Genomic DNA, 19,514 nt, shown 5'->3' on the forward strand with positions numbered 1-19,514 from the left:
AGACTTCAGCATCATCCCGCGTTTGCCAGATCACTGCGGATGACAGACCGCAGATCGTCGATCGGGCGCAGGGATTGCCCGTCGTCGAAGTGCCAGAATGTCCATCCGTTGCATGCATCAAGACCCTGGACCTTTGCGCCAAGACGATGAATGGAACCGGCCTCGCCACCGGACGCGACCGTGCCGTCGGCGCGAACGATCGCGCTGTGGCGACGGCGCGCATCGGTCAGCACCTGACCGGGCTTGATGAGGCCGCTTTCCACCAGCACGTTGAAAGCCACGCGGACTTCCTGCTTCTTGCCGGTCATGACGGTGAGTTCGGCCTTACCGAGCGGTTCCACCGCTTCAATCCGGGCGGATGCCGCGTCGATGTAATCCTGCTCGCGCTCGATGCCGACGAAGTGGCGACCGAGGCGCTTGGCAACCGCACCTGTGGTGCCGGAGCCGAAGAACGGGTCGAGGATGATATCGCCCGGCTTCGAGGACGCCATGATGACACGCGCCAACAACGCTTCCGGCTTCTGCGTCGGATGCACCTTCTTGCCGTCGTCGCCCTTCAGGCGCTCGCCACCGCTGCAGATCGGGAACAGCCAGTCGGAGCGCATCTGGACATCATCGTTGGCAGCCTTCATGGCGTCGTAGTTGAAGGTGTAGCCCTTGGCCTTGGCATTCGGGCTCGCCCAGATCATCGTCTCATGCGCGTTCTGGAAGCGGCGGCCCTTGAAATTAGGCATAGGGTTGGTCTTGCGCCAGACGATGTCGTTGAGGATCCAGAAGTTCAGATCCTGCAGCGTTGCACCGACGCGGAAAATGTTGTGATAGGAGCCGATGACCCAGAGCGTGCCGGTCGGCTTCAATACGCGGCGGCAGGCCAGAAGCCAGGCGCGGGTGAAGGCATCATAGGCTTCGAAGGAAGCAAACTGATCCCACTCGTCATCGACGGCGTCGACCAGCGACTGGTCCGGACGGTGCAGGTTGCCGCCGAGCTGCAGATTGTATGGCGGGTCGGCGAAAATGACGTCTACGGAGTGGGTCGGCAGGGCTTCAAGGGCGGCAACGCAATCACCCTTGATGATCGTGTCGATCCAGGAACCCGGCTTCGCGGAGGCCTTGAGATCGGCAAGCGGAAATACTGACGCCATCTTGAAACTCGCTCATACACATTACGCTTTTTACTGGCTGTTATGGTTACCCAGTTTGGTTACCAAAGCCTGAATTGCCGAGCGATTTTGGGAAAATAGTTCGGAGGCGCACCCGCGCCTCCTCCATTGCAGCGGCTCGCCTCTCCTCAAACCGCGTCATGCATGCGGCGACTGTCGGCCGGCGCTTCGGCGCGCTCGTTCATCCCGTAGTCTCGAACGATGTGACCGATGCGCAAGCGATAATCCGCGAAAATGCCGTTGCGGCCGGCTGCCTGGGCGGCGCGGTGTACCTCGAGATTGCGCCATTCCCTGACGGCGTCCTCGTCACGCCAGAACGAAAGTGACAGCAGCTTGCCACGCGTCGCGAGGCTTTCGAAACGCTCTATTGAGATGAACCCGTCGACCGTTTCCAGTTCGGCGCGCAATTCGCCGGCGAGATCGAGGTATTTGTGGCGTTCGCCCATATAGGGCAGGACTTCGAAGATGACGGCGATCATGACAGCACCAGCCTTGCGTGAGGTAGGGACACATTCTTCAGGAAGATACGGTCTTCCTTGAGGATGAAGCGTTCGCGCCTGGCGAATTGGTAGTTCTCCTTGCCAAGCGGGTCGGCGGCAAGGCGTACGCGATAGGCTTCATAGGCGGCAAGGCTTTCGATGTTGTAGACGCCGTAGGCCGCTGTCGCCGATCCTTCATGCGGGGCGAAATAGCCGACGAGATCGGCGCCGTTGCGCGGGATCGCCTGGCCCCAGTTGTGCGCATATTCGGAAAATTCGTCCTTCTTGAACGGGTCGATCTCGTAGCGAATGAAGCAGGTTATCATCGTTGTCTCCTTGTCCTGTGAGACAGGTTTTCTCATGTTGCCGGACGACAATGCTTCGGTTACCATCGAAGTATGAAAGAAGGACCGGACATAGCCCAGATCGGGGCTCTCATCGGCGATCCCGCCCGTGCCAACATGCTGACCGCACTGATGGGCGGAAAGGCACTAACCGCGACAGAGCTTGCGGCCGCCGGTGGCATCACCGTGCAGACGGCGAGCTCGCATCTCGCGAAACTAGAGGCCGGGCAGTTGCTCGCGCAGCGCAAGCAAGGTCGACATCGTTACTTCACGCTGGCGGATGATGGCGTCGGCAAGCTGCTCGAGAGCATCATGGGATTTGCCGCCGGACGTGGGCATCTGCGTCATCGGCCGGGACCGAAGGAGCCGGCGCTGCGCAAGGCGAGGATCTGCTATGATCACCTCGCAGGCGACTATGGCGTGCGGATGCTGGACAGCCTTGTCGCCAAGGGCGCGATCGATGTGATCGGCGACGGGTTGGCGTTGACCGACAAGGGCGAGAGCGAACTGAAATGCATCGGCATCGATATCGGCGATCTCAAATCATCGCGCCGTCCGCTTTGCCGCTCCTGCCTCGACTGGAGCGAACGACGGGCGCATCTCGCCGGAAGCCTCGGGAAGGCGCTGCTTTCGAACTTCTTCGACAAGGGCTGGGCGCGGCGCACGGCAGAAAGCCGGTCGGTCATCTTCTCACCGGAGGCCGAGCGTCAGTTTCTTATGCTTTTCCCTGTGGAGTTCGCGGGCGGCTTGACACCTCGCGAGGGTCAACCAGCGCAGCTTTGAAGCCGCCATCTGCAACATGACTGCAAAGCTCCCCCCATTCGCAACCGCCGCAAGCATTGCGGATGGTGCCGAGAGCGAAGTTGCGTCGCAGCCTTCGCAGCAGCATCGTGTCGGGTAGAATGCGCACGCCCTCTCTGACATCGGCCTGCACCAGGCGACCGACAGCTGCCGCAGCCGCCTCGTCGCGGATCCCGACACTGGCATTGTGACAATGCGCGGCGGCGCCCGACAACAGCGGCGCGCAGATGTCGTCGGGGCCGGAGACGATCTCGATCTCCTCCCCCAAGGACAGCCGCTCGGCAATCCGCTTGTAGTTCGCGGTGAAGGCCGGCGTATAGCCTTCACCGACGAAGGTCAGCATGCAGAGCAGATGGTGGGCACGAAGCCGTACAGTCACATCAGCGCCCGGTGTAGATGCGCACACCCTTGAGTACGGCAGCCGCCAGCGCCGATTTCAGCACAGCACCGAGAATGAAGGGCGCAACACCGAACAACCATGCCTTTTCCATGCCCAACAGGCCGGCGAGCCAAAGACCGCCGATCGCAAGGCAAAGCACATTGGCGGCCAGATGCGCGCCGAAGCTGCGGATCACCTTGTCGCCCGTCCAGCCACGCTCGGTCAGCCAGCCGGCAAGGGCGGCTACCACGGGGAAGGAGGCGAGATAGCCAGCCGTGGGGCCGGCGAATGGTGCAAGGCCACCGGCGCCGTTGGCCAGCACCGGGAACCCGACCGCGGCCTCCGCAAGCCAGGCAAGGACAGTCACCGCTCCGAGGCGCCAGCCGTATAGCGCACCGATCATTGTCACCGCAAATGTCTGCATTGTTACCGGAACCGGCACCATCGGAACCGAGATCTGCGAGGCGAGCGCGAGGACCAGCGTTCCGGCGAGCACAAAGGCAGACTTGACGGCGAGCGAGCGCGCGGAAAGGCGCAACGGGTCGAAAACGAGCTTGGGCGACTGATCGAAGACAGACATGCATTTCTCCTTCATGAATTATAGATAATTTTTGATTCCATCTATTTTATGAAAGAGATTCCGCGCTTATGCAAGCCGTTCCCAACGCCGAAAAGGCCCGGGCCGCTCGCGACACGACCATAAAATGTAGCAAAATGGCCTTTTCATGCGACTTTTCGCGCTATAAAAATTATCTATAATTTCTAATTCAGCCAACGATTGCGAAGACGTCGCTGACGTTTGTGCCCCTTTGGGCGGATTTCGGCGCACGGCCGATCCATTGGACATGCCGCTCTAGGATAGAAGCGGCCTCTTCCACCCTGCCCTGACGCAAAGCGAGCAAGATAGCGCGGTGGTCATGGTCGGTGCGTTTTTCCCAGCCCGATCGCCATGCGGAAAACAGAAAGCGAGCGCTTGCCGCATGCAGATCATCGATCGAGGCAAGCAAACGGTTCATGCCGCAGGGCGCAAGGATCAGCCTGTGGAAGCGGCGGTTGGCGTCTTCCCATGCGTGGACGTCGACGGCGACATCGCCTTCGCGGGCGGCTTCCTCGGCGGCATCAAGAATAGCTGGCGTGAGGTGATTGGCCGCGTGTCGCAGCGCCAGGACCTCGAGCGCCGCGCGCATTTCGGCAACCTCGCGCACCTCCTTCAGATCGAAGGAGGCGACACGCACGCCGCGACGCGGTTCGCTGATGGCGAGCCCCTGTGCTTCCAGCCGGCGAAAGGCCTCACGTACAGGCACATGGCTGGTTCCGAACTCCTCGGCGATGTGATCCTGACGCAGGCGCAGGCCCGCCGACAGTTCACCGCGAACTATGCGGTCGGCAAGCACGCGGCTGATGCGGCTTGCGATTGTGTCTTCCGGTTCCTTGGCCATATCAATCCATTAGAGGGCGGGCCGTGGCTTGTCGAGGCAGCAGCAGACCTAGCCGCCCCAGTTCCGCATGCCAGACATGCCGCGCTGCCGGTTGAGATCAGGCGAAGCATCGTGTAAAGCGGCACTTTCCCAAACAAGGCTTGAGCTACATGAACGGTTTCGACCTCATCATTTTCGACTGCGACGGCGTTCTGGTCGATTCCGAAATCATCGCTGCGGATGTCGAATCCAAGCTTCTGACGGAAGCCGGTTACCCGATCAGCATCGAGGAAATGGGCGAGCGCTTCGCCGGCATGACCTGGCAGAACATTCTGCTGCAGGTCGAGCGCGAAGCGAGCATTCCGATTTCCGCGTCCCTGCTCGACAAGTCCGAGAAATTGCTTGATCTGCGGCTGGAACAAGACGTGCAGGCAATCGCCGGCATCGAAGCCGCCGTGTCGCGACTGACGCTGAAGCGCTGCATCTGCTCGAATTCCAGCACGGCGCGCCTCGACATGATGCTCACCAAGGTCGGCCTGAAGCCGCTGTTTGCGCCCAACATCTTCTCGGCGAAGGACCTTGGGCCTGACCGGGTCAAGCCGAAGCCGGACATTTTCCTGCACGGCGCCAAGCAGATGGGTGTTTCGCCCGATCGAGTCGTCGTCGTTGAAGATTCCGTTCACGGCGTCCACGCCGCACGGGCGGCCGGCATGCGCGTCATCGGCTTCACCGGTGCATCGCATACCTACCCAGCGCATGCGGACCGACTGACGGAAGCAGGCGCCGAAACCGTGATTTCGCGCATGAGCGACCTGCCTGGCGTCGTCGCTGCACTATCAGAATGGGCCGGCGTTCTCTGAACTGAGCCTGATCGAGAGCACGGCGGGAAGCACTTCAAACGGAGCTGGGACGGTTCGGCGTCGCTGCCGATAAGCGCGACAGCGTTGGCGTACGGAGCTTACGTCTTCTTCTTGCCCTTGGCCGGCAGGCCCTGATCGAAGCCGATGTTGACGCGCACGAGACCGCCGGATCCAACCGGCAGCTTGATCCCGTCCTTGCGGAACAACACCTGCGTTGCAACGTCCGAAGACACGTCCGCCGGGAAATTCGTTACTTCCGAGTAGAGCGCATCTTCACCATCGAGCACGGTGATGCGGATGGGGAGCGTTACCTTGCCGGTTTTTCCGGTCGGTCCAGCCAGAACACGCAATTGCGCCACCACGGTCATCGTCAGGTTGGTTTCGTTCAGCGTGCACTGACGCGTGTAGGCGCCGATCGAAGCCTGATAGGCAAGCTTCTCCGCATCGCCCGTCTTGGCGCCGCCTGCGTAGCTGCGGAAGATCGCCTCGGCGTCCTTCATGTATATCTGCGGGCACGCGCCCTGTACGACCGGCGCGGTCGCGCCAGATGCCGTCGTCGCAGTCCCGATGGAGGCATTGTTGGAGGATGGGCTGGCAGGCGCAAGCGGCATGATCTGTCCTTTGCCGTCAGGCTGCGTCGGTACCGATGTCTTGCTATCCCCTCCACCCACGCCAAGCGAGTTGCAGGCGACCAGAATTGCGGCGACCGATGCGGAAGCGATAAGACGCGAGACCTTGCCAAGCACGATTATTCCACCCTCTTCACAAGTTTTTTGGCAGGCCCGATGTTTGAAAACAGGGCCTTTCGTGACCGTTTGCGATGGTCTATATCAGCGGCGCAAACAAAAATCGATTGGGTAAGCACTGTTTTGATGCACATTTCGGGACCGCGGCCGGCAATGGCGAACACGGCAAGCAAGATCCATCGCAACGCAGGCTCACCCACCAATCCGGTTTCGCTCCGGCTGGCACACCAAGGATGAAGATAGTGGATTATATCTCGACCCGCGGCGAAGCGCCTGCCCTTGGCTTCTGCGACGCGTTGCTGACGGGTCTGGCGCGCGACGGAGGGCTTTACGTCCCGCGCGAGTGGCCGCACTTCACGAAAAAGGAGATTCGGGCGCTTCGCGGCAAGAGCTACCAGGATATCGCCTTTACCATCCTGTCGCCCTTCACCAACGGCGAGGTTCCTGACGACGCCTTCCGGGCGATGATCGATGAGGCCTATGGTACGTTTCGCCATCCGGCGATCGCGCCGCTGGTGCAGACCGGTCCGAACAGCTTCGTGATGGAGTTGTTCCACGGCACGACGCTCGCCTTCAAGGACGTCGCGATGCAGTTGCTGGCGCGGCTTATGGACTATGCGCTGGAGAAGCGCGGCGAGCGCGCGACCATCGTCGGCGCGACCTCGGGAGACACTGGTGGCGCGGCAATCGACGCCTTCGCGGGGCGAGAGCGCACCGACATCTTCATCCTGTTTCCGCTGGGCAAGGTCTCGCCAGTGCAGCAGCGGCAGATGACCACGTCCTCCTTGCCAAACGTTCACGCATTGGCAGTCGAGGGTAACTTCGACGACTGCCAGAATCTTGTCAAAGCGATGTTCAACGACGCGGCTTTCCGCGACAAGGTAAGGCTCTCCGGCGTCAACTCGATCAACTGGGCGCGTATCATGGCCCAGATCGTCTACTATTTCACGACAGCGATCGCGCTCGGCGGGCCGGACCGGAAGATCTCCTTCACCGTTCCGACCGGAAACTTCGGTGATATCTTCGCGGGCTACTGCGCCAAGCGTATGGGCTTGCCGATCGGCAAGCTGGTGGCCGCCACAAACGAGAACGACATCCTCGCGCGGGCGCTGACAACCGGTCGGTACGAGATGAAGGACGTGAAGGCAACCACGTCTCCGTCGATGGACATCCAGATCTCCTCGAACTTCGAACGCCTGCTGTTCGAGGCCTACGACCGCGACGCCAGCAAGGTTCGCGCGGCCATGGACAGCCTGAAACAATCGAACGGTTTCGAGATCGCACCCAAAGCGCTTGCCTTCATCAAGAAAGACTTGCGGGCAGGACGCGCCAGCGAAAAACAGGTTGCGCAGACGATCCGAAAGACCTTGGCCGACACCGGCTACCTGCTCGACCCGCATTCGGCGATCGGCGTTTTCGTCGCAGAAAAGTACCAAAAGCCGAATACACCCATGGTCATGCTTGCCACCGCACATCCGGCAAAATTCCCGGCAGCCGTAAAATCCGCATCCGGTATTGACCCCGCGCTTCCGACGTGGCTTGCTGAATTGATGCACAAGGAGGAGCGCTTTCAGATCATTAAGCCCGAGCTTGAAGCCGTGGAAACCTTTATCGGCAAGCATTCCCGGGCCTGACAGAAGGCAGGCGCAGAAAGATAGCCAATGACAGTTGAGTGCACCCGGCTTAAGTCCGGGCTGACAGTAGTCACACAGACCATGCCGCATCTCGAAAGTGCAGCGCTCGGAGTCTGGATCAAATCAGGTTCGCGCAATGAGACGGCAGATGAGCATGGTATCGCGCACCTGCTCGAGCACATGGCCTTCAAGGGTACAGCGCGCCGCAGTGCTCGGGAAATAGCTGAGGAGATCGAGGATGTCGGCGGCGAAGTGAACGCCGCGACCTCCACCGAGACGACCTCCTACTATGCCCGTGTCCTCAAGGATCACGTCCCCCTCGCTGTCGATATTCTCGCTGACATCCTGACGGAATCGGCCTTCGACGAAGAAGAACTCGAGCGGGAGAAGCAGGTCATCCTGCAGGAAATCAACGCGGCCAACGACACGCCCGACGACGTCGTTTTCGACAAGTTTTCCGAGACCGCCTATAGCAACCAGACGTTGGGCCGGGCCATTCTCGGCACGCCGGAGACGGTTGTTTCCTTCACGCCGCATCAGATTCGCGGGTATCTCGGCCGCAACTATACGACCGACCGCATGTTCGTGGTCGCGACAGGTGCTGTCGATCACGATGAATTCGTTCGCATGGTCGAGGAACGTTTCGCATCACTGCCCACGGCTCCCAGCGCGACGCCGGTGATGGAGGCGGCGAAATATATCGGTGGCAATATCCGCGAGACGCGCGACCTGATGGATGCGCAGATCCTGCTCGGCTTCGAGGGCAAGGCCTATCACGCCCGCGATTTTTACTGTTCGCAGATCCTTGCCAATATCCTGGGTGGAGGCATGTCGTCGCGCCTGTTCCAGGAAGTGCGCGAGGTCCGCGGCCTCTGCTATTCCATCTACGCCTTCCACTGGGGCTTTTCCGATACCGGGATCTTCGGCATCCATGCCGCGACCGGCGGCGAGAACCTGCCGGAACTGGTGCCGGTGATCGTCGACGAACTGCACAAATCGGCAGCGAAGATCGACCAGAAGGAAATCGAACGCGCCAGAGCCCAGATCCGCGCGCAGCTGCTGATGGGTCAGGAAAGCCCGGCGGCGCGCGCTGGCCAGGTGGCGCGCCAGATGATGCTCTATGGTCGCCCGATCTCCAATCCGGAGATGATGGAACGGCTCGAAGGCATCACCGTCGACCGGCTGACCGATCTTGCCGGTCGTCTGTTCTTCGACACCGTGCCGACGCTTTCCGCAATCGGCCCCCTCGAACATCTGGCACCGATGGAAGACATCGCAGCATCGCTTTCGGCTCCCCCTCAGCAAACAAAGCTGGCCAGCCTTTGAACTGACGTCCATCCTGTCCGGGGAGTGATCGATGCCAAAATCGGTTTTTCGGTTCCTGTCGCGGCAGCCGGAAGCAGTGGAGATCGAGGACGAGCACTACGTGCTGCGCCTCCCCCGCTACCAGGACTTCAATCAGTGGCACAAGCTGCGCGCCGAAAGCCGGCAGTTTCTGGAGCCATGGGAGCCGACATGGCGGCGTGACGAACTGACGGAGGGCGCCTACCGTGCTCGCGTCATTCGCGGCAAGCAGGAGTACGCCTCGGGTCAGGCGGTGCCGCTCCTGCTGTTTCGAAAGAACGGCATGACGCTGCTCGGCGGCATCACGATCGGCTATATCCGTCGCGGTGCGGCGCAGAGCTGCATGATCGGCTACTGGATGGGCGAGGCTCATGCCGGCCGGGGCCATATGTTCGCCGCACTTCGGTTGGTTATACCCTACATCTTCGCTGGGCTTGAGTTGCACCGCATCGAAGCAGCCTGTATTCCAGACAATGCTCGGAGCATCCGCCTGCTTGAAAAAGCCGGGTTTCAGCGGGAAGGCTATCTGCGCGGATACTTGAAGATAAACGGCCAGTGGCATGACCATGTGATGTATTCACTGCTGGCCACCGACACGGATAAAGGCAGGATAACCGACAGCCGATGACGAACAACCGCTTGCTGCCCTTATCACCGGCCGGACGACTTATCGCGGTGATCGCAGTTCTTTTTCTGGCGGCACTGGCCCTCATGGGAGGTGCTGCGCAGGCCGCCGAGCCGGTCAAGATCTCGCGAGACGACACGGCGCTCGATCTGACCGCCACCACCGAGATTTACGCCAACCAGGGCGAGGCCTTCCAGGTCTCCACCGCTGCAGGCGCCGATGGCATCCGCCGCCGTATTGAGGTACGTGCCAGTTCGGAAAACCACCAGGGCGATTGGGCTGTGTTTGCGCTCGCCAACGTCTCGGATGAACAGCTCGATCGCGTCATCGTGGCGCCGCACTTCCGGCTGGTGAACTCCAAGCTTTTCTGGCCGGATCTCGGCTCGCAGCGCATCATCGCGATTACGCCGAGCGAAGGTTTCGCGCTCGACCGGCAGCCGAGCGATGAAGCGGACGTCTTCCGGATCACGCTCAACCCCGGCGCGGTCATCACCTTCGTCGCGGAGCTCTCGACTCCCGAACTGCCGCAGATCTACCTCTGGGAGCCGGACGCCTACAAGGACACGATCAACGCCTTTACGCTCTACCGTGGCATCGTGCTCGGCATCGCGGGACTGCTTGCCGTGTTCCTTACGATCCTGTTCGTCGTCAAAGGCACTTCGATGTTGCCCGCGACGGCGGCATTGGCCTGGGCCGTGCTCGGCTATATCTGCGTCGACTTCGGGTTCCTCGGCAAACTGATCAGCATCGCTTCGGCCGACCAGCGAATATGGCGTGCGTGTGCGGAAGTGGCGCTCGCATCGAGTTTCGTCATCTTCCTGTTCACCTATCTCAATCTCAATCGCTGGCACACGCATCTCGGCTATCTGACATTTGCATGGGTGCTTGGACTTGCGTTGCTTTTCGGCGTGGCGATCTACGACCCGTCGATTGCCGCCGGCGTCGCGCGACTATCCTTTGCGCTGACGGCAACGATGGGCCTGCTGCTGATCGTCTATCTCGGCCTCAACCGCTACGACCGCGCCATTCTCCTGGTTCCGGCGTGGGCGCTGATCCTCGTCTGGATCTTCGGGGCGTGGCTGACGATCACCGGGCGGCTCGACAATGACATCATCCAGCCGGCGCTGGGCGGCGGTCTCGTCCTGATCGTGCTGCTGATCGGCTTCACGGTGATGCAGCATGCCTTTGCCGGCGGCGCGTTCCAGCAAGGCCTGTTCTCCGACCTGGAGCGGCAATCACTGGCACTGACCGGGTCCGGCGACATGGTCTGGGACTGGGACGTGGCGCGCGACCGGGTCGTCACCATTCCCGACGTCTCCGTGAAGCTCGGGCTCGCGGCAGGCGCGATGCATGGGGCAGCCCGCAACTGGCTACCGCGACTACATCCCGATGACCGCGACCGCTTTCGGGCAACGCTCGATGTGCTGCTGGAGCACCGCCGCGGACGGCTGAACCATGAGTTCCGCATCCGCGCGGAAGACGGTCATTTCCACTGGCTGCTCATTCGCGCCCGTCCGGTACTTGGTTCGAACGGTGAAATCATCCGCTGCGTCGGCACGATCGTCGATGTCACCGAACAGAAGAACTCCATCGAACGCCTGCTGCATGACGCGTTGCACGACAATCTCACAGGCCTGCCGAACCGCCAGCTGTTCCTTGATCGACTGCAGGCCGTTCTTGCGCTGGCCCCCGGCGGAGACATGCTTCGCCCGACCGTGATGGTCATCGACATCGATCGCTACAAGCTCGTGAACGACACGCTCGGCATTGCAGCCGGCGACAACATTCTGATCGCGTTGACGCGCCGCCTGCGCCGGCTGCTGAAGCCGCAGGATACGCTGGCGCGTCTTTCCGGCGATCAGTTTGGTCTGATCCTTATTTCGGAGCGCGACCCGGCAAAGATCGCCGATTTCGCCGATGCGATCAGCAAGGCGATCATGGTGCCGATCAACTTCGCCAATCGCGAGATCATTTTGACCGCCTCGATCGGGCTAGCGTCCTTCGTCGACCGCCAGGAAAGTGCGGCCGGGATGCTCAGCGACTCGGAGCTGGCGATGTACCGCGCCAAGCGCGCCGGCGGCAATCGGGTGGAACCGTTCCAGCCGGCGTTCCGCGATTTCGGCGCCGACCGGCTGCAGCTCGAATCCGACCTCCGCCGCGCCATAGAACGCAAGGAGCTTTCGATGGTCTATCAGCCGATTGCCGGGCTGGAAGACGTCGAAATCGCCGGCTTCGAGGCCCTGATGCGCTGGGAACATCCTAAACGCGGCAACATTCCTCCGTCGGAATTCATTCCGATCGCAGAGACGTCCGACATCATCAACATGCTCGGCATTTTCGCCCTGGAGCAGGCGACGAACGATCTGATGGGCTGGGAGAACCAGACCGGCGAACTGCCGATTTTCGTCTCGATCAATCTGTCAAGCGCCCAGCTGTTGAACAACGAACTCTACGACGACGTGCGCTCGGTGCTGGCAAAGACACACTGCGATCCATCGCGGCTGAAGCTCGAGCTGACGGAATCCATGGTCATGGAGAATCCGGAGCAGGCACGGCTCGTGCTGGAGAAACTCCGCGGCATCGGGCTTGGCCTGGCGCTCGACGACTTCGGAACGGGCTATTCCTCGCTTGCCTATCTGACCCGCTTCCCGTTCGACACGATCAAGCTCGACAAGGCGCTGGTGCGAGACGACAGCGACAAGAAGGCGACCGTGCTTCGCTCCGTTATCACCATGGCGCGCGAGCTGGATATGAAGATTGTCGCCGAGGGGATCGAATCCAACGAGGATGCTATCGAACTCGCCAAGATGGGCTGCACCTACGGTCAAAGCTACCTGTTCGGTCCGCCGATGGCATCGGAATCCGTGTTGCGCCTGTTGAAGGAGCGTTTCCCGCTGACCAAGCGGGCGTAAAGGGGCAAGTTCAGGCGGCCGCCTGGCTCGGTTCCACGCCTGCCGCCTGGATCAGTTGAAGCATATATTCAAGCTTCGCAACAACTGGCAGCGATAGAATGAACGGATAGGAATCCGGTTGCCCCATGCTGCGCTGGATGGCGTTGATCGCCACGCTCAGCGGGACCCAGGCATCAACAAGCTGCTTGGCGCTGCCTGCCTTGTAGGGATTGAAATCGACCTCGGTGGCCATCTCGTGGTGCCCCCGTGGATCGGTCGCGATGCCGAAGGCACGCGCCGTTTCCAGCGTATCGACGATATGGAGGCAATGGGCAAAGCATTCGGCGAAATCCTCCCAGGGATGGGAAGCGGCATAGGCGCTGATAAAGCTCTCCTGCCACCCGAGCGGCGCGCCGTTTGAATAGTGGGTCTGCAGCGCCGCGCTGTAGTCCTGACGGTCGTCGCCGAATACCGCACGGAAGCCTTCGAAGCCGTTGCGATCGCGGACGAGCTTGTTCCAGACGAAATGACCCGCCTCGTGACGGAAGTGGCCAAGCAGCGTGCGGTAGGGCTCGTTCATCGATGCCCGGGCCTGCTCGCGTGTCAGATCGTCAGCCTCGGCAGCACGGATCGCAATCAGGCCTTCCTCATGTCCGGTCATTGCAGGAACGACAATACCGTCGGATTGCACGGTGTCTTCAAGGAAATCGAATACGAGCCCGCCCGTCGGATCCTGCTGGCGGTCCGGATGCGGGAGATGCCACCGCAGGAACGAGTAGAACAGATGCCTCTGTGCCTGACTTATGCGCCGCCATCGCGCGACCCCGTCCACCGAACCGGTGTTTGGCACCAGCCGATTGTGCCGGCAGGCAATACAAAAGCCGCCGGCCTCGTCGTCGTCGATCAGCCAGTTGCAGATGTCGAGCCCGGCATTGGCGCAGAATCGCACCTGACGATCGGACCGGGCGACCAGATGCCACACATCGTCGCTACTCGGTTCCAAGGCGTGCATGGAAAGATCGTCTGGCAAAAAGCCAAGCCGGCAATTGCAGCGAACGCAATGCCTATTGTCAAAATGGACAACCTGATCGCAGTTGTCGCAGGCAAACAGTCGCATCACGGCCTCGTCTTCAGAACCTCAAATTAAAAACGCCTGCCGCATCTGATGCGGCAGGCATACGGTTTCTCGACCATCGGCGTTACAGCCGATCAACAGCGCCCTTGAGCTTGTCCTTGACCTTGCCCGTTGCAACCTGGGCCTTGCCCTTGGCTTCCTGGGCTGCGCCCTCGCCGCGCAGCGACTTGTTGTCCGTGGCCTTGCCGACGGCCTGTTTGCCCTTGCCGGCAATCTCATTTGCCTTGCCAGTAATCTTGTCGGTGGTGCTACCCATAGAATATCTCCTCTTGGACCCGGACTGTATGTCCAGATGCCAAAAAGAAACGCGAACTTTCGCAGATCGTTCCACGCATTATGCGTGGCCTGCCTCCACCGAGAGCATGGCCGCATTGATGCCCATCGTTGCAAGGGCACGGTCATACTTGTCGTCTAGGCTGCGGTCGAAGATCAATTCCTCGTTCGCCGCACAGCTGAGCCACCCATTGTTGCCGACTTCCGCCTCGAGCTGACCCGCACCCCAGCCGGCATAGCCGAGAAGCATGGTAGCGCGTTTCGGACCGTCGCCTTTCGAAATGGCGCGGATGATGTCCAGCGTCGCCGTCATGCAGATATCGTCGCTGACCGGAATGCTGGAGTCGGAGAGATAGTCGTCGGAATGAAGCACGAAGCCTCGGCCGCTCTCGACCGGGCCGCCGGTCTGGATAGGGCAGTCGCGCGCATGCGGCGGCAGCACGATCGCTTCCTCATCCTTGATCATGTCCAGGTGCAGCAACACATCAGTAAAGGTGAGGTTCTGTGGGCGATTGATGACAAATCCCATGGCGCCCTGATCGGAATGAGCGCAGATGTAGATAACCGTGCGGGCGAAGTTCCGATCCTCCATGCCCGGCATGGCAATGAGGAACTGGCCATCGAAGAAGCCGCGTTCACGTTTGTTTTTCAGGGTTGCTAAGGACATCATCACTCCCGCAGCAGACCGCATCAGGCCACAACAATCGAAGCATGGGCCAATGTCACGTATCAATCAACTGAAAATGAGAACTTAAATGCCCGGTACTTCTAGCCGGGCATAGGGATTTTCAATAAACCTTTGATCCATGCAGACTATTTCATTTGCCGCCTGCCAAATCCTTGTCGCCGCGGTGTCGATCGTCGGAACGCTGCCGTTCCTTCAGCCGGCACACGCGGCAACGAGTGCTTGGGCCGACAATGAAGGCGGACGGATGCGACTGATCGCGCTGCCGCCCGACGTGGATGGGAAGATGCGCGCGGGCCTACAAATCGAGCCGAAACCCGGCTGGATCACCTATTGGCGCGAACCGGGAAACAGCGGTATTCCACCTCAGATCACGGTGTCGTCGGCGAACGTCTCTCTCGACCACGTAAGCTATCCAATTCCCAAACACATCGTGACCGAGAAGGTCAACGAGGTGGCCTATGACGCGCCGGTCACCCTACCAATACAGCTGACGGCGAAAGATATCGCTGTCGGTAACCTGGATGCCAGCGCCTTCATCGGCATCTGCAAAGACATCTGCATCCCGTTTCAAGCTGAATTCTCGCTGACGATGGACGCGCAAACAAATCCGGAGGAGACGGCGATTCTGGATGCTGCCGAGGCTGCTCTGCCCGAGAGCCCCTCTTCGGATTTCAGCGTCACCGGGCACGAACTATCTGTCGACCTCAGGGAACTGTCGCTTCAAATCACCTTGCCGGACGCCGGCGAAACCGCCCCGCAGGTCATCGTGACAGGACCGAACGGCTATGTCTTTACCAGGCAGCTGACCAGCATGCGCGATGGAACGAGCTTTGCCGCCACCATTTCGATCGGCAAGCTTCCCAAGAACTACGACGTCCGCGGCAAGACCTGGAGCGCGCTCGTCATCGACGGCGCGCGAGCCATCGAGGCACCGCTTGCCTTTGAGTGATGGCGTTTTATAGTCAACCCACCCACCCCTTTGCGGCGCTCGAGCCGCCCTGCCAAGCAACCAAGGAGATATCCATGACCATCGCGATCGGCGACAAGCTTCCTGCCGCCACCTTCAAGGAGAAGACGTCCGACGGGCCGGTTGAGATCACCACCGATGAACTGTTCAAGGGCAAGCGCGTCGTGCTGTTTGCCGTACCGGGCGCCTTTACCCCGACCTGTTCGCTGAACCATCTGCCGGGCTATCTGGAGAACCGCGATTCCATCCTCGGCAAGGGTGTCGACGATATCGCCGTTCTCGCCGTCAACGACTGGCACGTTATGGGAGCCTGGGCGCAATCCTCCGGTGGGCTGGGCAAGATCCACTTTCTCGCCGACTGGGATGCCGGATTTACCAAGGCACTTGGCCTTGAAGCCGATCTTTCCGCTGGAGGTCTCGGCGTCCGGTCGAAGCGCTACTCGATGCTGGTCGAGGATGGCGTCGTCAAGACCCTGAACATCGAAGAGAGCCCCGGCCAGGCGACGGTTTCCGGCGCGGCGACGATGCTCGAACAACTTTAGACGCCCCTCTCCCCCGATCATAAAAGCGGCCCTTCGTCGGCCGCTTTTTTTATTTCCGGCAAAGCATCTCGCCGCCACTTTCTCGCCATGTTTGTTATAGCATAAACGTAATGTTATTACATATCTAGGTGATCTATGTTCCGCCACGCGAAGATGAGCAACCGATTGATCGAACTTTCCGCTGCGGGTCGCGTGCTCTATGCGGTGTTGCTGAGTTGCCTGCTCTGGGCGGCAATCCACTGGGCAACGCTGCTGCCATGAACGATACGCTCGTTCGTCTTTCCAATCTGACCGTCTCCTATGAGCGGCATCCCGCCATCCATCATGTATCCGGCACGATCGCGTCCGGCAGCCTGACCGCTATTGCCGGACCAAATGGCGCCGGAAAGTCGACCCTCTTGAAGGCGATCATGGGACAAATCCGACCGTCCGAAGGCAGTGTCACTCACCAACTCAGGCGGACGGATCTTGGCTACCTGCCGCAAGCCGCCGATATCAACCGGAGCTTCCCGATTTCGGTTCTCGATACTGTCCTGCTGGGCTCTTGGCGGCAGGCCGGTGCTTTCGGACGCATCGCACGAAGCGAAAAAGAGAGCGCTAATCGCGCTCTCTCGACCGTCGGCCTCGAAGGCTTCGACGAACGGCACATCGGGACACTTTCGGCGGGCCAGTTTCAGCGTGTCCTGTTCGCTCGGCTGCTGGTTCAGGACGCCAAGCTCATTCTTCTCGACGAACCCTTCACAGCAATCGATGCCCGGACCACCCGGGACTTGCTGGATATAGTGAATCGCTGGCATGGCGAAGGGCGAACCGTCGTCGCCGTCCTCCATGATTTCGAGCAGGTCCGCGCCCATTTTCCCGAAACCCTGCTGCTGGCGCGAGAAGCGATCGATTGGGGCGCTACCGCGGCCGTCATGTCGGCGCGCAACCTACTCAAGGCGCGGGCGATGGCGGAGCGCTGGGACAATGACGCCGGCGTCTGCGAGCCGGCAGCATGACTGCATACGACATCTTCCTCGCGCCGTTTGCCGACTACGGCTTCATGCGCCGCGCGCTGATCGCCTGCTTCTGCCTGGGGCTCGGCTCCGGGCCGATCGGTGTCTTTCTCATGCTCCGGCGCATGAGCCTTGTCGGTGATGCGATGAGCCATGCGATCCTGCCGGGCGCCGCGATTGGCTATCTGATCGCCGGATCGCTGTCGCTGACGGCAATGGGAATCGGTGGGCTCGTGGCCGGACTTGCCGTTGCACTGCTGTCCGGTATCGTGAGCCGCACCACCGCGCTGCAGGAGGATGCGAGCTTTGCCAGCTTCTATCTGGCGTCTCTGGCGCTCGGCGTCCTGATCGTGTCGCTGCGCGGTTCCAACATCGACCTGCTCCATGTCCTCTTCGGCACCATCCTGGCGATCGACGCCGCCGCGCTCCACCAGATCGGCGTGATAACAACAGTGACGCTGGCGACGCTGGCGTTCATCTACCGGCCTCTGGTGGTCGAATGCTTCGACCCCGGCTTTCTGCGCGCGGTTGGCGGGCGCGGCCCGGTCTACCATTTCATCTTCCTGGTGCTTGTGGTGCTCAATCTCGTAGCCAGCTTCCAGGCGCTTGGAACGCTGATGGCGGTCGGCCTGATGATGCTGCCGGCGGCGATTGCCCAACTCTGGTCGCGGAGCCTTCCTTCGATGATAGCCGTAGCAGCTCTCAGCGCTTCGGCCTCGGGTTATTTCGGGCTGATCGCCTCCTATCACCTCGAGCTCGCCTCGGGGCCAACCATCATCGCCACAGGCGCGCTGTTTTATGGCCTTTCGATTTTCCTAGCACCGTCGGGCGTTGTCCGGCGCTACTTCCCGCGCCCGCATTTGAAGGGCTGACACCAAGGAGAGACTCCCATGACTTCTCGCAGATTGCTTCATTCGGTGGCGTTCGCGGCCCTGATGGCCTTTTCGGCCATGCCGGCTTCGGCCGAAACTCTGAAGGTCGTCGCGTCCTTCACCGTACTGGCCGATGTCGTCAAACAGGTTGGCGGCGACCATGTGAAGGTCACAAGCCTTGTCGGACCGAATGGCGACCCCCACGAATTCGAACCCTCGCCCGCCGATGCGAAGAACCTCAATGCCGCAAAGGTCACTTTCGTCAGCGGCGAGGGCCTTGAGGGCTGGATGGACAGGTTGATCAGCGCTTCCGGCTACAAGGGACAGCCGATCACCGTGTCAGAGGGCATCAATACCCGTACCATGGAAGAAGACGGCAAGACCGTCACCGATCCGCACGTCTGGAACAGCCCGGTCAACGTGCAGGTCTGGGTCGCCAATATCGAGAAGGCGCTGTCGGCAGCCGACCCTGCAGATGCCGGTGCATTCAAGGCGAACGCCGAAGCCTATCTCAAGAAGCTCGACGAACTGGATGCCTATGCCCACTCGAAATTCGAGAAAATACCGGACGACCGGCGCAAGGTGCTGACCAGCCACGACGCCTTCGGTTATTTCGGCCGCGAATACAATGTCAGCTTTCTGTCGCCGCTCGGCGTCTCGACTGAAAGCGAAGCCTCCGCCGCCGACGTCGCCAAGCTGATCGACCAGATCAAGGCCGAACATGTGAAGACCTATTTCTTCGAAAATTCGAACGATCCACGCCTCGTACGGCAAATCGCAAAGGCGACGGGCGCGCAACCGGGCGGGGAGCTCTACGTCGAGTCGCTCTCCGACGCGAAGGGACCAGCCTCGACCTACGAGAAAATGTTCCGTTACAACGTCAACCAGATCGCCGCCGCCATGGCGAAGACCAGCTGACGGCTCGGTAAGAGCCGATTGCCCTGAAGGTTCAGACCTGGAGGTCGAAAACGATAAGACCGCCAAGCCCACCGTCCGTCGACGAGATAATGCGCTCGCCGACGGCGACATGGTCGGGATGAACGAGATAGATGTCGCGGGCTTCCGGGCTTTCGAACGTTACCGCAAAACCATCGACAAACCCGGCGTGCAAGCCTTCCGGCGAGACGTTGGGGCCGTGCTTGATGTCGAGAATGCCCGGAATCCTTTGCTTCAGCGCGACGATTGATTCGAACAATGACTGCTTATCATCGGCCGACATCGCGGCTTTCAGCCGCATCAGCACGCAGTGCAGGATCATGTGGTGGCCTCCCGAATGACAATGTCGGCACAATAGAGGGAAACCCTCCAAGGGCAAGCCACAAAGCGCGTGCCCTTGGCGTGGCTTCCGCCGCGCCCAGCGG

Annotated in this window: 22 protein-coding genes; 11 read left to right on the forward strand and 11 right to left on the reverse strand. The window is 60.7% G+C overall.

What is annotated here, in order from left to right; translation table 11 throughout:
* Positions 1 to 11: 11 nt before the first annotated feature.
* From ASC90_RS19725 to ASC90_RS19735, 3 genes are all read right to left on the reverse strand, one after another.
* Positions 12 to 1,142: a site-specific DNA-methyltransferase gene (locus ASC90_RS19725; protein ID WP_056544027.1), complete on the reverse strand. Its 1,131-nt coding sequence runs from the start codon at positions 1,140 to 1,142 to the stop codon at positions 12 to 14.
* Between the two features lie 146 nt (positions 1,143 to 1,288).
* Positions 1,289 to 1,639 (reverse strand): antibiotic biosynthesis monooxygenase, encoded by a 351-nt coding sequence (locus ASC90_RS19730; protein ID WP_056544029.1) that lies wholly within the window; start codon positions 1,637 to 1,639, stop codon positions 1,289 to 1,291.
* A complete protein-coding gene (locus ASC90_RS19735; RefSeq protein WP_056544032.1) occupies positions 1,636 to 1,965 on the reverse strand; it encodes an NIPSNAP family protein in 330 nt (109 codons plus the stop codon). The genes ASC90_RS19730 and ASC90_RS19735 overlap by 4 nt, the downstream gene beginning before the upstream one ends.
* A gap of 72 nt (positions 1,966 to 2,037) precedes the next feature.
* On the opposite strand from ASC90_RS19735, the gene ASC90_RS19740 reads away from it, so the two are divergent.
* On the forward strand, positions 2,038 to 2,766 hold the full coding sequence (locus tag ASC90_RS19740) for a helix-turn-helix transcriptional regulator (protein ID WP_056544035.1): 729 nt from the start codon (positions 2,038 to 2,040) through the stop codon (positions 2,764 to 2,766).
* On the opposite strand, the gene ASC90_RS19745 is transcribed toward ASC90_RS19740, so the two are convergent.
* The 3 genes from ASC90_RS19745 to ASC90_RS19755 all read right to left on the reverse strand — a co-directional run bounded on the left by ASC90_RS19745 (position 2,699) and on the right by ASC90_RS19755 (position 4,602).
* On the reverse strand, positions 2,699 to 3,163 hold the full coding sequence (locus ASC90_RS19745) for a DUF1284 domain-containing protein (protein ID WP_056544038.1): 465 nt from the start codon (positions 3,161 to 3,163) through the stop codon (positions 2,699 to 2,701). The genes ASC90_RS19740 and ASC90_RS19745 overlap by 68 nt on opposite strands.
* Before the next feature lies 1 nt (position 3,164).
* The gene (locus tag ASC90_RS19750) at positions 3,165 to 3,743 is read right to left on the reverse strand and encodes a biotin transporter BioY (protein WP_056544041.1); all 579 of its coding nucleotides are present in this window, start codon (positions 3,741 to 3,743) and stop codon (positions 3,165 to 3,167) included.
* Positions 3,744 to 3,930: 187 nt separating this feature from the next.
* On the reverse strand, positions 3,931 to 4,602 hold the full coding sequence (locus ASC90_RS19755; RefSeq protein WP_056544044.1) for a GntR family transcriptional regulator: 672 nt from the start codon (positions 4,600 to 4,602) through the stop codon (positions 3,931 to 3,933).
* 149 nt (positions 4,603 to 4,751) lie between these two features.
* Between ASC90_RS19755 and ASC90_RS19760 the strand changes: the two genes are divergently transcribed.
* On the forward strand, positions 4,752 to 5,441 hold the full coding sequence (locus tag ASC90_RS19760; RefSeq protein WP_056544048.1) for an HAD family hydrolase: 690 nt from the start codon (positions 4,752 to 4,754) through the stop codon (positions 5,439 to 5,441).
* Positions 5,442 to 5,539: 98 nt separating this feature from the next.
* On the opposite strand, the gene ASC90_RS19765 is transcribed toward ASC90_RS19760, so the two are convergent.
* Positions 5,540 to 6,190 carry a hypothetical protein gene (locus ASC90_RS19765; RefSeq protein ID WP_200950932.1) on the reverse strand — a complete coding sequence of 217 codons (651 nt, stop codon included), beginning with the start codon at positions 6,188 to 6,190 and terminating at the stop codon, positions 5,540 to 5,542.
* A 230-nt stretch (positions 6,191 to 6,420) separates the two neighbouring features.
* On the opposite strand from ASC90_RS19765, the gene thrC reads away from it, so the two are divergent.
* The 4 genes from thrC to ASC90_RS19785 are packed head-to-tail and all read left to right on the forward strand — an operon-like array spanning position 6,421 to position 12,702.
* Positions 6,421 to 7,821, forward strand: coding sequence for a threonine synthase (thrC, locus tag ASC90_RS19770; protein ID WP_056544903.1), 1,401 nt, complete (start codon positions 6,421 to 6,423; stop codon positions 7,819 to 7,821).
* 27 nt (positions 7,822 to 7,848) lie between these two features.
* The gene (locus tag ASC90_RS19775; RefSeq protein WP_056544053.1) at positions 7,849 to 9,147 is read left to right on the forward strand and encodes a pitrilysin family protein; all 1,299 of its coding nucleotides are present in this window, start codon (positions 7,849 to 7,851) and stop codon (positions 9,145 to 9,147) included.
* 31 nt (positions 9,148 to 9,178) lie between these two features.
* Complete coding sequence (locus ASC90_RS19780) at positions 9,179 to 9,793, forward strand: GNAT family protein (protein ID WP_056544056.1); 615 nt, start codon at positions 9,179 to 9,181, stop codon at positions 9,791 to 9,793.
* The gene (locus tag ASC90_RS19785; RefSeq protein ID WP_056544059.1) at positions 9,790 to 12,702 is read left to right on the forward strand and encodes a sensor domain-containing phosphodiesterase; all 2,913 of its coding nucleotides are present in this window, start codon (positions 9,790 to 9,792) and stop codon (positions 12,700 to 12,702) included. Before ASC90_RS19780 ends, ASC90_RS19785 begins: the two co-directional genes overlap by 4 nt.
* A gap of 10 nt (positions 12,703 to 12,712) precedes the next feature.
* Here the strand turns inward: ASC90_RS19785 and ASC90_RS19790 are convergent, their stop codons facing one another.
* The 3 genes from ASC90_RS19790 to ASC90_RS19800 all read right to left on the reverse strand — a co-directional run bounded on the left by ASC90_RS19790 (position 12,713) and on the right by ASC90_RS19800 (position 14,756).
* Positions 12,713 to 13,798, reverse strand: coding sequence for a putative zinc-binding metallopeptidase (locus ASC90_RS19790; RefSeq protein ID WP_056544064.1), 1,086 nt, complete (start codon positions 13,796 to 13,798; stop codon positions 12,713 to 12,715).
* An 82-nt stretch (positions 13,799 to 13,880) separates the two neighbouring features.
* Entirely contained in the window at positions 13,881 to 14,072 is a 192-nt protein-coding gene (locus ASC90_RS19795; protein WP_056544067.1) for a CsbD family protein, read from the reverse strand.
* Positions 14,073 to 14,150: 78 nt separating this feature from the next.
* Positions 14,151 to 14,756 carry a YqgE/AlgH family protein gene (locus ASC90_RS19800; protein WP_056544071.1) on the reverse strand — a complete coding sequence of 202 codons (606 nt, stop codon included), beginning with the start codon at positions 14,754 to 14,756 and terminating at the stop codon, positions 14,151 to 14,153.
* Between the two features lie 139 nt (positions 14,757 to 14,895).
* On the opposite strand from ASC90_RS19800, the gene ASC90_RS19805 reads away from it, so the two are divergent.
* The 5 genes from ASC90_RS19805 (at position 14,896) to ASC90_RS19825 (ending at position 19,071) form a co-directional block, all read left to right on the forward strand.
* Positions 14,896 to 15,726 carry a protein-disulfide reductase DsbD domain-containing protein gene (locus tag ASC90_RS19805; RefSeq protein ID WP_056544074.1) on the forward strand — a complete coding sequence of 277 codons (831 nt, stop codon included), beginning with the start codon at positions 14,896 to 14,898 and terminating at the stop codon, positions 15,724 to 15,726.
* Between the two features lie 74 nt (positions 15,727 to 15,800).
* Entirely contained in the window at positions 15,801 to 16,286 is a 486-nt protein-coding gene (locus ASC90_RS19810) for a peroxiredoxin (protein ID WP_056544077.1), read from the forward strand.
* Between the two features lie 257 nt (positions 16,287 to 16,543).
* Positions 16,544 to 17,284 (forward strand): ABC transporter ATP-binding protein, encoded by a 741-nt coding sequence (locus ASC90_RS19815; RefSeq protein ID WP_056544079.1) that lies wholly within the window; start codon positions 16,544 to 16,546, stop codon positions 17,282 to 17,284.
* A complete protein-coding gene (locus ASC90_RS19820) occupies positions 17,281 to 18,153 on the forward strand; it encodes a metal ABC transporter permease (RefSeq protein WP_056544082.1) in 873 nt (290 codons plus the stop codon). Before ASC90_RS19815 ends, ASC90_RS19820 begins: the two co-directional genes overlap by 4 nt.
* A gap of 18 nt (positions 18,154 to 18,171) precedes the next feature.
* On the forward strand, positions 18,172 to 19,071 hold the full coding sequence (locus ASC90_RS19825) for a metal ABC transporter substrate-binding protein (protein WP_056544084.1): 900 nt from the start codon (positions 18,172 to 18,174) through the stop codon (positions 19,069 to 19,071).
* 31 nt (positions 19,072 to 19,102) lie between these two features.
* Here the strand turns inward: ASC90_RS19825 and ASC90_RS19830 are convergent, their stop codons facing one another.
* Positions 19,103 to 19,411, reverse strand: a complete 309-nt coding sequence (locus tag ASC90_RS19830) for a Dabb family protein (RefSeq protein ID WP_056544086.1) — start codon at positions 19,409 to 19,411, stop codon at positions 19,103 to 19,105.
* Positions 19,412 to 19,514 lie beyond the last annotated feature (103 nt).

The organism is Rhizobium sp. Root1220 (assembly GCF_001426265.1).
In the GTDB taxonomy this organism is placed as follows: Bacteria; Pseudomonadota; Alphaproteobacteria; order Rhizobiales; family Rhizobiaceae; genus Rhizobium.